The following is a 13,690-nucleotide window of genomic DNA, read 5'->3' as shown; positions in this document are numbered from 1 at the left end:
TTTTTTTCTACCGTCAATAGGATATAAAATATGCTTATTCATCAGGTTTATTCATGAATCAGAGAAAATCAAATTAAATTCGGTGCGGTTAAACCTTGATTTCTCCTACCAGCCACCTGATTAACTTGACTCAGAGTCGAGAAAACGGGTTTCTTTAAGAAACCCGTTTTCTCGATCCTATAGTCACATATTTCTTAACATAAAATTTGACAAAAAGAGAAAAGTATTAATTCCAGCAATTCTTTATAATTCTCTAGATGACTGGGAAAACCCGAACCCTAGAGTGATAGAGAAAAGAATTGAGGAATTCAAAAGGCGAACTCGGAGTGAATTGATGAAGTGCGATCGCTTTTCTGATCGGGTGCGATCGCCGATCTTGTAGGTTGGGTTGAGGCACGAAACCCAACATGATCAACTATTAATTTATTTGGTTGGTGTTGGGTTGCACTTTGTTTAACTACATTTTGGCAATAAAGGGGCGATTAGGGTTGATAAACGGCGAATGCTAATCTTGTAAGCTTTAAAAAGTGCTATCTAAAAAACTAAACAAACTATAATTAAAATTACTGCAAAAATTTAGAGAGTCAAGAAGGAAATATGACAGAAATAGTTTTTTTAGTGGAAGATGCACCGGAAGGGGGATATACAGCAAGGGCATTAGGCGAGTCTATTTTTACCGAAGCCGATGATTTACAATCTTTACGAGAAATGGTAAAAGATGCCGTTAATTGTCATTATGATGATAGGGAAAATCGCCCTAAAATTATTCGTTTACATATTGTTAGGGATGAGGTATTTGCGGTATGAAGCTACCCAGAGATTTATCCAGTGATGACTTAATCAAAAAATTGTCTGAGTTAGGTTATGAAGTGAGTCGTCAAACGGGTAGCCATATTAGACTAACTACTTCTGAAAATGGTACACATCAGATTACTATTCCTGCTCATAATCCTCTCAAAATAGGCACTTTAAATAATATTTTGCGTGATGTCGCTCTACATTTTAATCTAAGTAAAGATGAACTATTAAAAATACTGTTTTAAAATGGCTATCTCCTGTAGATTGAGTGCGATCCAAGATGATCAATTATTAATTTATTTGGTTGGTGTTGGGTTGCACTTTGTTTAACTACATTTTGGCAATAAAAAAGCGATCGCTTTTATTTTAATAATCTTTCCTGTTTTTCATGACTTCCTATCCACACCCAAATATAATCTTCCCCATCTTTAAAAGCTAAAGCTCTATAATTAATACCAACTCTTGCCGACCAAAACTTTCCAACTTTTTTAAAAGACAAAGAAGGATGATTTAAGTCACTCTTTAAAAGCTCAAAATTCTTTCTTGCTAAAATTTGATTTGTTTTTCCCATTGTTGATCGTCTAACTTATTAATCCAATTTCTTAAATACAAAAATTCATCAGAAGTAAGGCTTTCAATTTCCGCTTGAATTAATTGTAACTTTGTCATCTTAGTATCTTTCCACAACAATAGTTCAAATTTGAGTTTTATATTATCATTTTTTCTGTAAAAATGGGGATTTGCGATCGCATTTGGCAGAATATTGGCAGTGTGATCGCTTTTCCGATCGGCTGCATTAACAAAGTATAATGCGCTTTATTTATTGTCTATTGATGAAATGATCCAAAGACGTTAATTTAAAAGATTGAGGTAAGGCAGTTTGTTGGGTTGGTCTTGTGTTAAAATTAAGCTGGAGTAAATTCTAATCCCCGATTAAAATTTCAACGGAACAATCACCATGAACTTTTATACTGTTATTCTGAGAAAAAGTGCAGATTATTGGGTTTCATTATGTCTTGAAAATGGATTAGTTGGACAAGGAGAAACTCAGGAAAAAGCTATTGAGAAACTAAAAGAAGCGATTGAATCTTTTTGGGAAATTTATCATGATCAAGCCAATATCTATACCAGTCCTATTCCTATAGACGAACTTCATGAATTTTTAACTGTGGGAGATTCTGAAACTCCCGAAACTTACGAACTCAGAAAAGTTTATGCCTAAAAATATTCCTTCTCTTAAACCCAAAGCACTAATCAAAATTCTTGAAAAAGGAGGCTGTCAATTTTATCGAGAAGGAAAAGGTGATCATCGTTTATATTGTAGAGTATTGTATAATCAACGTCGAATCGTTCCTATCGATATAGGTGCAAAAGAAATGTCCCCTGCTTATGTTTTACGAATTTTTAGACAATTTGGTTTTACAGATGAAGAAATAGAACATTTATTAAAATAGATGATTGAATGCGTTTTTTTAAAACGAATAAATTATCTATTCTAGTACGCTTTATCTTAATTTTATTTCCAAGAGCTAAAATAAAGTGATAGCTAGTTTTTTAGGTACATTAACGCGATAGTAAAACCCTCGATTGCTTGTTATAAATTGATTTAATGATTAATTTTCACCCAGTCATCGCAGATGAATTATCCTCCCTTAAAAATAGGTAAAGTGACTATCACCATTTTGCGTAATTCTTTCGCTTTGGTAATGAACTTTTGATTATGAAATAATCTAAAGACGTTAATTTAAAAGATTGAGGTCAGGGGAGTTTGTTGGGTTGATTTTGTGTTAAAATTGGGTTAGAGCTAGTCTGAATCATTTATCCTGTATCATTTAACGGTGGAGAAAAATATGCTAAAAACCTTTTGGCTTAATCAAGCCTAAAATCTTCGGTAAAGGCCATTTAAAACTCCCCTAATTGTTTCCTTGATCTCTCGGTAAATTGAGTGCTTTATTGAATAGGGCAAGGTCTTGAAAATTAATCACGCCATCTCCATGAAAATCTGGCGTTGCTGATTTGAATTCTGAATCTTCTTGGGTGAGATTCTTAAAACCTAGACCAAAACTAACTTTTGGATGCGATACACAGTTAGCATTCATACCTTGATTCAACAACGCCGAATAATCTTATACTACTTCTAATCACTTCTTCTCTCTTGACAATGACCTTAAAAACTGATCACGGTAAAAGCCATCCCGTCGGTGCGACTGTCTTGGCCGATGGTGTCAACTTCTCACTATTTTCTAAGTATGCCACTGCGATCGAATTATTATTATTTGATGATGCTAATTCTCCCGTACCTAGCCGGACTATTCTCCTCACCCCGCAAACAAACCGCACCTTTTTCTATTGGCATATTTTCGTTCACGGTCTTGGAGCGGGTCAAGTGTATGCTTATCGAGTCTATGGACCGGATAATCCGGCCCTGGGTCATCGCTTCGATCCTGATAAAGTAGTTCTTGATCCCTATGCGAAAGCGATTGTCGGTGCGGAAATTTATGATCGACAAGCTGCCAGCGAAAAAGGCGATAATTGCCCTCGAGCTTTGCGGGGTCTGGTAGTGGATCCAGGCCGCTACGATTGGGAAGATGACGCACCGCCACGCACTCCCTACTCTGACAGTTTTATCTACGAAATGCACGTCGGGGGCTTTACTCGCAACCCGAATTCCGGCGTTAGCGAGGAAAAAAGAGGTACTTTTGCGGGATTAATCGAAAAAATACCCTATTTGACCAACCTAGGCATTACAGCCGTGGAATTGTTACCGATTCATTACTTTGATCCCGCTGCGGCCATGCCGGGGTTAACTAACTATTGGGGTTATAGCACGATCGGCTTTTTTGCGCCCCATGCCGATTACAGTAGCGATCGCTCACCGTTCGGTCCTTTGAATGAATTTCGAGATCTGGTGAAAGCTTTACACAAAGCGGGGATCGAAGTGATTCTCGATGTAGTTTTCAATCATACCGCCGAGGGGGACGAAATCGGGCCGACTCTTTCCTTGAAAGGTATCGATAATCGCACCTACTACATCCTCGATGGGGAAGATCAAAGCATCTATAGCAACTATAGCGGCTGTGGTAATACCCTCAAGGGCAGTCATCCGATTGTGGGCAAAATGATTCTGGATTGTTTGCGCTATTGGGTGTCAGAAATGCACGTGGATGGTTTTCGCTTTGACCTAGCGGCCGTATTATCGCGCAATGTGGACGGGGAACCGATCCTACAAAAAGGTTATAACATGATCTGGGCGATCGAATCGGATCCAGTCTTAGCCGGCACAAAATTAATCGCTGAAGCTTGGGACGCGGCAGGATTGTATAGTGTCGGTCAATTTGTCGAATTTGCCGATTGGTTTTCCGAGTGGAATGGTCCTTTTCGCGATGATGTGCGCGCTTTTGTCCGGGGAGATACCGGCATAGTCAGCAAATTAGCGGCGCGGATTTTAGGAAGCCCCGACATATACCACAGACCTAACACCGATGTCAATAGAAGTATAAATTTTGTTACCTGTCACGATGGCTTTACCCTTAACGATCTAGTTTCCTACGGCGAGAAACACAACGAGGCTAACGGCGAGGAGAATCGGGACGGTGGCAACGATAATTTTAGCTGGAATTGTGGGATAGAAGGGGAAACCAATAACGAGGCGATTAAAACCCTGCGACTGCAACAAATAAAAAATCTCTTAACGATCCTGTTCATTTCCCAAGGAACACCTATGCTGTTGATGGGGGACGAAGTGCGACGCACCCAAAAGGGCAACAATAACGCCTATTGTCAGGATAACCAGTTAAGTTGGTTCGATTGGAGTGCGGTAGAGCAAGAGTTCGATCTTTGGTGTTTCGTAAGGAGACTGATCGATTTTAGTAAAAAATTAGCTCTTTTCCGTCAGGAAAAATTGCTAGAAGTCACCTATACCAGTCTTGAACCCCATCTCAGTTGGCATGGTGTACAGTTGAGTAAACCCGATTGGTCGGAAGATTCCCGCAGTTTAGCTTTTTCCCTGCGTCATCCCAAGGCGAATGAGTATTTACACATTATGCTCAACGCTTACTGGGAATCTCTCAACTTCCAGTTACCCCCCCTATTCCCAGAGGAAAAATGGCATCGTGTCATCGATACTGCTGGGCAATTGTCCGAGGCAGCCTGTGATTTAGATGCCGTCACCGCTATTGAATCGGAAACTTATCGGGTGCAAGCGCGTTCGGCGGTAGTTTTAATCGTTAAACCAGTATAACAAGAGGAGAGATATTGCCCGATCGACCGATGTTGAATGCTTTAACTAATGAACAATGGCATCAATTCAATCGTCAAGTGAAAAAACGTTATTTATTTGCGGAGCAATAGCTGAAATGATGCGGCTTTCATTAGCGAAACGGGTATCGATTCTCTCTTTGTGTTTAATGGGTTTTTCCCTGCCTTGGACCGCGTTCAGCGTTTCACCAGTACAGGCGAACCTAGAACCAAACGCGATCGCTCTTGGTGATCCCGTTCAGGAAGAAAAGCAAGCTCGGCAGTTAGTAGAATGGTTGGGAACTAAACAATACGACAAGGTGATTGCAGCTTTGTCACCCCAACTAAAACCCCTCTGGACTGCCGAAAAACTGCAAAAGGTCTGGGAAAGCCAAGTCACTGACAATACTGGACCGTTTAAGCGCATTGTCAAAAGCAAGCTACTCGATGCTATCAATGCCAATCTGGTGATTGTCACCGTTGAATTTGAGAAAGTTACCGAAGATGTGGTAATTACCTTTAACCGGTCTGGTCAGATAGTTGCCGCCGATTTTCCCGAATTTCGCAGTATTTCTGAGATTGGCATCGCTTTTGTCACGGCTTTGGTCAATAAAGACTACGGCCTGGCCCGAGGTTTTTTACACCCTTTCCTGAAAGCTGAGGTTTTCCCCACCAGAGTACAAGGTGCTTGGGAAAATTTACTTAAGCGTACCGGCCCCGTGCGTCGGATTGTGGGAACTCAGGTCAGAAAAGGTTCGGATACGGACGGTGTGGATCTGGTGTTGGTGTCGATTCAATTTCAAAAACTGACGGATACTTTAATCCTCGTTTTTGATGATCAAAAGCAGATTGTCAACGTGGATTTCCCTTTAGGCAATTAGTAATCAGCCGAAATTACCCCGTAAATTGAGTTGGAGACGATAAGTTATGTTAGATAAAATTGAAGTTCCCATCGAAGCGATCGCAGCTAGGGAGATTCTAGATTCCCGCGGCCGTCCCACGATCGAAGCGGAAGTGCTGTTAGAATCGGGGGCGATGGGTTTGGCCCAAGTTCCCAGTGGTGCTTCTACGGGTAGTTTTGAGGCCCACGAATTACGCGATGATGATCCCCAGCGTTACGGTGGTAAGGGTGTCCTGAAAGCGGTTCGCAATGTCCACGAAAAAATCGTCCCGGTTTTGGAGGGGATGAATGCTTTCGACCAAGCTAGTATCGATTTAGCTATGATCGAGCGCGATGGCACGGCCAATAAACGAGAATTAGGGGCTAATGCTATCCTGGCCGTCTCTCTGGCTACGGCCAAAGCAGCGGCGGCGGATCTGGGATTGCCTCTCTATCGTTATCTGGGGGGCCCGATGGCTAATGTGCTACCCGTCCCGATGATGAACGTGATCAATGGCGGTTCTCACGCTGATAATAACGTCGATTTTCAGGAGTTTATGATCTTCCCCATCGGGGCCGATTCTTTTAAGGAAGGTTTGCGTTGGGGGGCGGAAGTATTCGCCGCTTTGGGTAAGGCCTTGCACGAACGCAAATTACTGACCGGTGTGGGCGATGAGGGCGGTTATGCTCCTAATTTGGCTTCAAATCAGGAAGCTTTGGATATTTTGATTGAATCGATCGAACGTGCTGGTTATAAACCAGGGTCGGAGGTGGCTTTGGCTATGGATGTGGCCGCCAATGAATTCTATCGGGATGGTCAATACCTCTACGATGGTTCGGCCCATTCTCCCGCCGAAATGGTGGATTTTTTGGCCAGTTTAGTCGATCGCTATCCGATTATTTCTATTGAAGACGGTTTACACGAGGAGGATTGGGATAACTGGAAATTATTGACCGATAAACTGGGGGCGCGGATTCAGTTGGTGGGCGATGATTTGATGGTGACTAATCCTATCCGTCTGCAAAAAGCGATCGATCTCGGTATTGCTAACTCGATCCTGATTAAACTCAATCAGATCGGTTCTTTGACGGAAACCCTACAAACGATCGCCCTGGCCACCCGTCACGGTTATCGTTCTGTCATCAGTCATCGTTCCGGAGAAACGGAAGACACCACGATCGCAGATCTGGCGGTGGCTACTAATGCCGGACAGATTAAAACCGGTTCTCTCAGTCGCAGTGAACGGGTGGCTAAGTATAATCGCTTATTACGCATCGAAGCGGAATTGGGCGATCGGGCGGTGTACGCGCCGAAAGTCGGTTTGGGTCCAAAATTCTTGGCCTAAAATTTGCAAAAAGTCTTGCACTGATCGAAAAAGGGTGTTATAGTAAGGGTACTGATAACTGATAACTGGTCACTGACTATTGTGGTACTTCGCTGAAACCCTTTTCGGCGAAGTATTTATTTTTGGCCTTTTTTTGTACAAAGTTGTGATTTTTGGATCAAAGGTGTTATACTAAGGGTACTGATAACTGATAACTGGTCACTGACTATTGTGGTACTTCGCTGGAACCTTTTTCAGCGAAGTATTTATTTAGGGCTGGCTGAAAAAGTTTGTTGGTGGGGTTAGAGGAGTCAGGAGATAGGAGACAGGAGATAGGAGATAGGAGACAGGAGACAGGAGATAGGAGATAGGAGACAGGTTTTGGGGTTTTGGGGTTTTGGGGTTTTGGGGTTTTAGTTCAATTTCCCCACTTCCCCACCTCCCCAATTCATAATTCCCACTCCCCCCACACCCCACACCCCACACCCCACACCCTGCCACCAGAAAAAACTTTTTGCCGCAAACCCTATTTAAGCTCAGTTCGGGTTAAACAGAGGGGGATAAAGCCCATTCCATGGTCAAGCTGAACTTATCGGGCGTTGTCGCCGTCGGCGCTAGGGAGTTTTTGGGGAAGGGAAAGCATCCCGTCAGATTGCGACCTCCATTGATTTTTGTAAATAATAATTTCAACGCGCTCGCTACTAGCATAGGATAGAAACGTCGGATTTCTAGGATGGGGATGATGAAAGACAGTTCTATATTCCGACGTTTCCCACAGGTATTCGCGGGTTTATCGGTGCTATCGATCTCTCTCGTCTTGAGTTCGTGGATAGCGGCGCGCTCGTTCTTGGCGGTGAAACGGGCGAGCGATGTTTTTGTCGTGACTGGTTCGGCAAAAAGGGCGATTACATCCGATTATCTTCTCTGGCGTTTATCGGTTTCCAGTCAACAACCCAGCGCCCGGGATGCTTACCGCGATCTGATCCGGCAAACTGAGCGGATACGAGCTTATCTCAAAGAAAAACAAGTTCCCGACGACGCAATCACCACTAACGCGATCGAGACGATGGCGATTCCCGAAGTAACAGCTAACGGCCAGGAAACTGGGCAAATTCTCGCCTATCGCCTCACCCAACGCTTCGAGATCCGAGCGAGCGATGTAGCCCGTTACACGGAACTTTCTAGGCAGGTAACGGAATTGATCGAGGAGGGAATTAGCCTCGTCTCCGAACCTCCCCAATACCTTTACACCCAACTGGATAAGCTGCGGGTGGAAATGGTGGCTGCGGCGACCAAAGATGCGAGAGCGAGGGCTGAGGCGATCGCTAGTAGTACCGGCAGTCGGGTGGGAAGGGTGCGCGATGCGAAAACGGGAGTTTTTCAGATCACCTCGCGCAATTCCACTGACGTGAGCGACTCGGGAATTTACGACACTTCCTCGATCGACAAAGATATTACCGCGGTCGTTTCGGTGACGTTCGGGATTGACTGAATTACAGCCTTTGCCCACGGCTGCATCTGATTTTTGTCAATCTACTCAGTGGGGATGTTTAAAGGGAAACTCTCTGCTAAAATTGGGGGTGATTGGCGATTTTTTCGCTCAATCGCCCCGCGGATTAGCTTTTGGAGTGGGATGCTTACACGCGGTTGTTATACATTTGCGCCAATTCAAGGATGACTGATAATTGCTGATTGTCGGTATTTTTGCAAAACTGAGATGTACCCAGGAAATTCGGACAAGCTAAGAGAAGATTTAGTTTCAATCTGATCAAGACAAAACTACCTGAAACTTCAGAAACTGACCTTGCTATTATCTTTTTGGTTGTCAATCTTTCCCAACTGCTTCGGCAGTTTTTTTGGGCTTTTTTGTCTTTCTTGATTTTTTGCGAACAAATGAACTAAGATGTGGACACATCTTTAATAAAAATTATGTTTAAAGCTGTTTGGACAAAGTAAAACTTATCACTTGGGCGACAAATTACTGGTATTTAATACCATAATTCCTGGACGAATTTTTCAGCAGACCCGATCCAATAGCAAGGAGAGAGTTAAACGGCTCTCTCCTTGATTATTGCTATTCTTCGTCGTCGCTGGTGCCAACTTGCTTGAGATGAATATGTTTTCTCCCCAAAGTAATTTCAAATTCATCTCCCGGTTTGAGTCCCATTTTTTTGGTGTAGGCCGAACCGATCAGGAGATTATTATTAGATTGGACACTGATCCGGTAGCTGGCCGAGCGCCCACCTCGTCCGTGGCCATTGGCACTGCTATCTAAGTCAATTCCCTCGGCATCGATTAAAGCATTGAGAAACTTCATCATATTAACGCGTTCAATACCATTTTTTGTCATAGTATAGTAGCCGCATTCCCGGGCTTTTTCCTCTTTGCTGAGGTTGCCTAGCTGTTTAACTTTCTCAATTAGTTCGAGGCCGGTCAGGGGTTCTGGATTAGTAGTTTTGTTCATTTAAGTTCGCGGTAGATAAGTAAAGGTTAGGGTCATCAAGGCTAGTCGAGGAGAATTGCTCCCCCTGACCAGAAACAATCGGGTTACGATTGATCTCTACACTCATCTTACACGGTATAAACTAAAAATTATCACTTGCTTGAGGAAATTGATTGTAATTGATTACACGGTATCTCTCGATCAAAATCTTAACAGAATTTATCAATGTTGATCGAGATGCCGGGGTAAGGGAGGTTAGCCTTTCTGTCATCAATGAGAGGAGGGGGTAGGATGGAGATAAAGAGGCAAAAATGAGGGATAATGAAGCTAACAACTAGGGGTCACTATAGTGTTAAAGCCTTGCTGGATCTTAGTTTACAACCTAGGGCAACTCCCGTATCGGTAAAATCGATCGCCCTGCGTCAAGATATCCCGGCTGCTTATCTAGAGAAATTGCTGATAGAAATGCGACGAGCGGGGTTAGTTCGCTCCTTTCGGGGAGCGCAAGGGGGTTATCAATTGGCTAGGCCGGCAAATCGTATCTCGTTGGGGCAAATTTTGGAGGCAGTGGGAGAGACGATCGAGCCATTATCAGGCTATCATCCCAGGGACGAACAGGCAGAAGATTGGGTGACATTTACTATCTGGAAACACCTACACGAAAAATTAAAAGAGGCCCTGGGGAAGATTACCTTAGCCGATTTATACTACGATGCCCGTAGCTGGATCGCCGCTAGGGGAGAAGAAACCAGCTTTATTGTTTAGTAGTTTAGAAGTTATGACAACAACAAAACAAGCAAAGATTTATTGGGGGGGTTGTCACTGTGGAGCGATCCGTTTTCAAGTGGCGATCGAGCATGATCAAGCTCTAGACTGTAATTGTTCGATTTGTCAGAAAAAAGGCTTTCTGCATCTGATTGTTCCTTCAGCACAATTTACCCTCCTAAGCGGTGAAGATTTCTTAAGTACCTATACATTTAATACCCACACAGCCCAACATTATTTTTGTCGTGTTTGTGGTATTCATCCTTTCTATCGTCCCCGCTCCCATCCTGACGCTATAGACATAAACCTGCGCTGTTTGGATGGCAATGTCTTGGAAGATTTTCAGTTCCAGTTCTTTGATGGGGCTAACTGGGAAGACAATATTGAGAAAATTCGGGATAGCGATGGGAAAAGGGAGTAATCGTGAAGGAAGCGGCAACGGCGATTATTTTAGTATTAGGGGCGGTTTTAGATTATCTGGTCGGCGATCCTTGGGGATGGATTCATCCAGTGCAGGTGATGGGGGCGATGATTGCCGTTGCCACAAAAGTTATCCTTAATTGGACGCAGGAAAAAATTCGCCAACGTTTAGCGGGCATAATTCTGGGACTAGGTTTAATTATCTTGGCTGGGGTCTTAACTTGGCTAGGAATCCAATGGTTAGGTCAGGTCAATTTGCGCCTGAGTTACCTAGTACAAATGATTCTCCTAGCTAGTTGTTTAGCCGGCAGAAGTTTACGCAGGGCTGCCGAAACAGTCATCGCACCTTTAGAAGGGGAAAATATCACCTTAGCTCGTTGCCAACTAAGTTTATACGTTGGTCGCGACACAGATAATCTCGGACGGGAAGAAATCCTCCGCGCCCTCTTAGAAACCGTCAGTGAAAATGGTGTGGATGGAGTTACCGCGCCGCTTTTTTATGCCCTTCTCGGTGCTTTTCTGGGTGTGGGGCCAGTTCCCCTCGCTTGCGCTTATAAAGCCGCTAGTACCCTCGATTCGATGATTGGCTATCGTCGGCCACCCTACACCCATATTGGTTGGTTTAGTGCTAAAAGCGAGGATGTTTTGACATGGCTACCCTGTCGTTTAACGGTATTAACTCTCGCCCTGATTTCGGGACAGCCGGGGCGGGTTTTAAGCATTTGTTGGCGCGATGCCCGTCGGGATCCTAGTCCTAATTCTGGTTGGAGTGAATGCGTCTATGGGGCGATTTTGGGGGTGCAATTGGGGGGGAAAAATCAATACCGCGGCCAGATTGTGGAAAAAGCTTTATTGGGCGATAACCTCAACCCGATTACTGTCAAAACCGTCGAACAGGCTTTGAATTTAACTCGTACTTGTGTATTACTTTGGTTGGCGATCGCTGTTAGCTGCTTAGTTGCTAGAGATTTTGCTCAATTTTAGCGACCACAGGCGACGGCGTTGACGGGATTGACGCTGCCAGTAACGGATAATCAGGGAGAAGGTCAAGAATAGGGATTGTAGTATCTGTATCTGTCCGCAGAGGCGTTGATAGTTTTGTCTGAGATGATCGGTTTTCGCCCCGGCGATGATAATACATTCTGGGGTGGGGTAAAAAATGTGGTGTAAACGTCGTTCCACCCGGTTTAAAATTTTGGTCACTCGCCCTAAAATCCGCCGCAATTGCCACAATTTCCAGACTAGAAAGCAATTAAATAAAGTTAGGCCTAGATTGAAGCTGAGGACAAAAAAGAACATGGTCGAGGCGATGGTCGAGTTATACCAATTTTAACCCACATTCCCCACTTCAAAGTGTAGGGGAAAGAAATCTAACGCACAGAAAACGGGTTTCTCCGAGAAACCCGTTTTCTACTAAGATTTAGCGTCCGAGGGCGTGTAATCCGTTAATAATTTCGGCACAGCGCTCGGTAACTGCCTGTAAAGCTTCTCTTTTGCTAGAAATCGGTGGCGGCAGCACTTCCCCGATGCGAATAGTTAAGGGAATACTACGGGGAAAAGAAGAACCTTTTTGAAAAATCTTTTCTGTCCCCCACAAACTGACGGGTAACAGGGGAACTCCCGCTTTAGCCGCAATCATCGCCGCACCTAGCTTTGGTTGATGGATCAATCCGTCCTCGGTGCGCGTTCCCTCCAGAAACAATCCCACTGCCCAGCCCGCTGCTAATGCTCCCATCGCCGCCCGAATTGCCCCGCGATCACCACTGCCGCGTTTAACGGGATAGGCCCCATAAATAGCGATCGCCTGTTTTAAAATCGGGACAGTAAATAATTCTTCTTTAGCCATATAAGCTACGGGGCGACGTACGGCACAGGACAATAGGGGTGGATCGAAGTAACTGGCGTGATTGCAGACGATAATCAGAGGATGACGCTGGGGGACATTTTCCACTCCGTAAACGCGACCGCGAAAATAGCCGTGTAGGGTTGGGCTAACGATCGACCATTTAAAGAGATGATATAAAACTAGACTGGCAAAAGGTTCTCGCTCTTGAGGCTGGTTCATGACTGACAATTGTTACCTAGACATGGAAAAGCCCTTGGGAGTCTTGCCGTGTTTCGACCCCAAGGACTTTGCTTTCTTCTCACTCCTCACACAATTAAAATATATAGCAATTTATGGGTTAGGGAAAGGTTAAGCGTGCCGCTTTCTCAACTGGCATAATTACTTACCTAGGGTTTGCTGAAAAAGTTTTTCCTAGGGGTAGGGTGTGGGGTGTGGGCTTCGGCCGTGAGCTTTTGTCGAACGCTGATCTCACGGCCGAAGCCTTGAAAACTAGAGTTATGGGGTTCTATAGGGGAATGCTCCTGTAGGTAAAAGCTCTCAGCGTCAAGTAAGTAGTCGTGCAAAATTAATTTCCTAGTCGAGACTCACAAGACTCCGAGACTCACAAGACAGCTATTAGGGATCGGATTTGAGTTTTCAGTTCACTGTTTACTGATCACAGCAGCAGTCTGACGGAGTAGTGGCTTAGATGTGTAATTAGGGTCTGCTGAAAAAGTTTTTCGGTGGGGGTAGGAGTCGGTCGTCAGTAGCCAGTCGTCAGTAGCCGGTCGTTTCAGGCTTTGTTGCCCTAGTTTTTTGTACCAATTAATGTACTACAAGAAGGATAATGCCAGGTTTTTGAAAGTCCCAATCCTATGTTCGCGGCATGAACATCGGACTTTAACAGGTCAAAAGCCTTATTTTCAAAGGGTTTTACCATTATTCAGCCAGCCCCAAGTAACGAAGAACCAGTGATTAAATCAGTGATGACGGTTATT

At 44.1% G+C, this 13,690-nt stretch carries 17 protein-coding genes and 1 pseudogene; 12 read left to right on the top strand and 6 right to left on the bottom strand.

All coding sequences use genetic code 11. The features are described 5' to 3' along the window. Nucleotides 1-597 precede the first annotated feature (597 nt). Complete coding sequence (locus tag GQR42_RS12475) at nucleotides 598-807, top strand: hypothetical protein (RefSeq protein WP_002747310.1); 210 nt, start codon at nucleotides 598-600, stop codon at nucleotides 805-807. Next, complete coding sequence (locus GQR42_RS12470) at nucleotides 804-1,043, top strand: type II toxin-antitoxin system HicA family toxin (protein WP_158200215.1); 240 nt, start codon at nucleotides 804-806, stop codon at nucleotides 1,041-1,043. The genes GQR42_RS12475 and GQR42_RS12470 overlap by 4 nt, the downstream gene beginning before the upstream one ends. Nucleotides 1,044-1,159: 116 nt before the next feature. Here GQR42_RS12470 and GQR42_RS12465 read toward each other — a convergent pair whose 3' ends face one another. Beyond that, entirely contained in the window at nucleotides 1,160-1,369 is a 210-nt protein-coding gene (locus GQR42_RS12465; RefSeq protein ID WP_158200214.1) for a hypothetical protein, read from the bottom strand. 387 nt (nucleotides 1,370-1,756) lie between these two features. Between GQR42_RS12465 and GQR42_RS12460 the strand changes: the two genes are divergently transcribed. Together GQR42_RS12460 and GQR42_RS12455 are read left to right on the top strand one after the other, a co-directional pair. Then, entirely contained in the window at nucleotides 1,757-2,020 is a 264-nt protein-coding gene (locus GQR42_RS12460; RefSeq protein ID WP_002737641.1) for a type II toxin-antitoxin system HicB family antitoxin, read from the top strand. Then, a complete protein-coding gene (locus GQR42_RS12455; protein WP_002798208.1) occupies nucleotides 2,013-2,252 on the top strand; it encodes a type II toxin-antitoxin system HicA family toxin in 240 nt (79 codons plus the stop codon). The genes GQR42_RS12460 and GQR42_RS12455 overlap by 8 nt, the downstream gene beginning before the upstream one ends. Nucleotides 2,253-2,711: 459 nt before the next feature. Here the strand turns inward: GQR42_RS12455 and GQR42_RS27740 are convergent, their stop codons facing one another. Then, entirely contained in the window at nucleotides 2,712-2,909 is a 198-nt protein-coding gene (locus tag GQR42_RS27740) for a hypothetical protein (RefSeq protein ID WP_233271378.1), read from the bottom strand. A gap of 50 nt (nucleotides 2,910-2,959) precedes the next feature. Here GQR42_RS27740 and glgX point away from each other — a divergent pair, with 50 nt between their 5' ends. The 3 genes from glgX to eno all read left to right on the top strand — a co-directional run bounded on the left by glgX (nucleotide 2,960) and on the right by eno (nucleotide 7,260). Beyond that, nucleotides 2,960-5,038 (top strand): glycogen debranching protein GlgX, encoded by a 2,079-nt coding sequence (gene glgX / locus GQR42_RS12450; protein ID WP_158200213.1) that lies wholly within the window; start codon nucleotides 2,960-2,962, stop codon nucleotides 5,036-5,038. A 115-nt stretch (nucleotides 5,039-5,153) separates the two neighbouring features. Next, the gene (locus GQR42_RS12445; RefSeq protein WP_158200212.1) at nucleotides 5,154-5,915 is read left to right on the top strand and encodes a DUF3887 domain-containing protein; all 762 of its coding nucleotides are present in this window, start codon (nucleotides 5,154-5,156) and stop codon (nucleotides 5,913-5,915) included. Between the two features lie 46 nt (nucleotides 5,916-5,961). After that, a complete protein-coding gene (gene eno, locus GQR42_RS12440) occupies nucleotides 5,962-7,260 on the top strand; it encodes a phosphopyruvate hydratase (RefSeq protein WP_158200211.1) in 1,299 nt (432 codons plus the stop codon). 249 nt (nucleotides 7,261-7,509) lie between these two features. On the opposite strand, the gene GQR42_RS12435 is transcribed toward eno, so the two are convergent. Further along, complete coding sequence (locus GQR42_RS12435; RefSeq protein WP_199273313.1) at nucleotides 7,510-7,740, bottom strand: hypothetical protein; 231 nt, start codon at nucleotides 7,738-7,740, stop codon at nucleotides 7,510-7,512. A gap of 241 nt (nucleotides 7,741-7,981) precedes the next feature. On the opposite strand from GQR42_RS12435, the gene GQR42_RS12430 reads away from it, so the two are divergent. After that, entirely contained in the window at nucleotides 7,982-8,731 is a 750-nt protein-coding gene (locus GQR42_RS12430) for an SIMPL domain-containing protein (protein WP_158202465.1), read from the top strand. Between the two features lie 236 nt (nucleotides 8,732-8,967). Further along, a pseudogene (locus GQR42_RS28730) lies at nucleotides 8,968-9,176 on the top strand (transposase); the annotation flags it as partial. Nucleotides 9,177-9,313: 137 nt separating this feature from the next. Here GQR42_RS28730 and GQR42_RS12420 read toward each other — a convergent pair. After that, nucleotides 9,314-9,703 (bottom strand): AbrB family transcriptional regulator, encoded by a 390-nt coding sequence (locus tag GQR42_RS12420; RefSeq protein ID WP_158200210.1) that lies wholly within the window; start codon nucleotides 9,701-9,703, stop codon nucleotides 9,314-9,316. 300 nt (nucleotides 9,704-10,003) lie between these two features. Here GQR42_RS12420 and GQR42_RS12415 point away from each other — a divergent pair, with 300 nt between their 5' ends. From GQR42_RS12415 to cbiB, 3 genes are read left to right on the top strand one after another with little or no spacing between them, the layout of a single operon-like run. Further along, nucleotides 10,004-10,447: an Rrf2 family transcriptional regulator gene (locus GQR42_RS12415; RefSeq protein ID WP_158200209.1), complete on the top strand. Its 444-nt coding sequence runs from the start codon at nucleotides 10,004-10,006 to the stop codon at nucleotides 10,445-10,447. Then, nucleotides 10,395-10,868 carry a GFA family protein gene (locus GQR42_RS12410; protein WP_158200208.1) on the top strand — a complete coding sequence of 158 codons (474 nt, stop codon included), beginning with the start codon at nucleotides 10,395-10,397 and terminating at the stop codon, nucleotides 10,866-10,868. The genes GQR42_RS12415 and GQR42_RS12410 overlap by 53 nt, the downstream gene beginning before the upstream one ends. 2 nt (nucleotides 10,869-10,870) lie before the next feature. After that, nucleotides 10,871-11,851 (top strand): adenosylcobinamide-phosphate synthase CbiB, encoded by a 981-nt coding sequence (cbiB, locus tag GQR42_RS12405; RefSeq protein ID WP_158200207.1) that lies wholly within the window; start codon nucleotides 10,871-10,873, stop codon nucleotides 11,849-11,851. Here the strand turns inward: cbiB and GQR42_RS12400 are convergent. Together GQR42_RS12400 and GQR42_RS12395 are read right to left on the bottom strand one after the other, a co-directional pair. After that, on the bottom strand, nucleotides 11,822-12,070 hold the full coding sequence (locus GQR42_RS12400; RefSeq protein WP_233271377.1) for a hypothetical protein: 249 nt from the start codon (nucleotides 12,068-12,070) through the stop codon (nucleotides 11,822-11,824). The genes cbiB and GQR42_RS12400 overlap by 30 nt on opposite strands. A 217-nt stretch (nucleotides 12,071-12,287) precedes the next feature. Next, nucleotides 12,288-12,932, bottom strand: coding sequence for a lysophospholipid acyltransferase family protein (locus tag GQR42_RS12395; protein WP_158200205.1), 645 nt, complete (start codon nucleotides 12,930-12,932; stop codon nucleotides 12,288-12,290). Nucleotides 12,933-13,690: the final 758 nt, after the last annotated feature.

Source organism: Microcystis aeruginosa FD4 (assembly GCF_009792235.1).
GTDB lineage: Bacteria > Cyanobacteriota > Cyanobacteriia > Cyanobacteriales > Microcystaceae > Microcystis > Microcystis viridis.
Note: the sequence above shows the minus strand (reverse complement) of the source record. Positions and strands in the feature narration are given on the sequence as shown.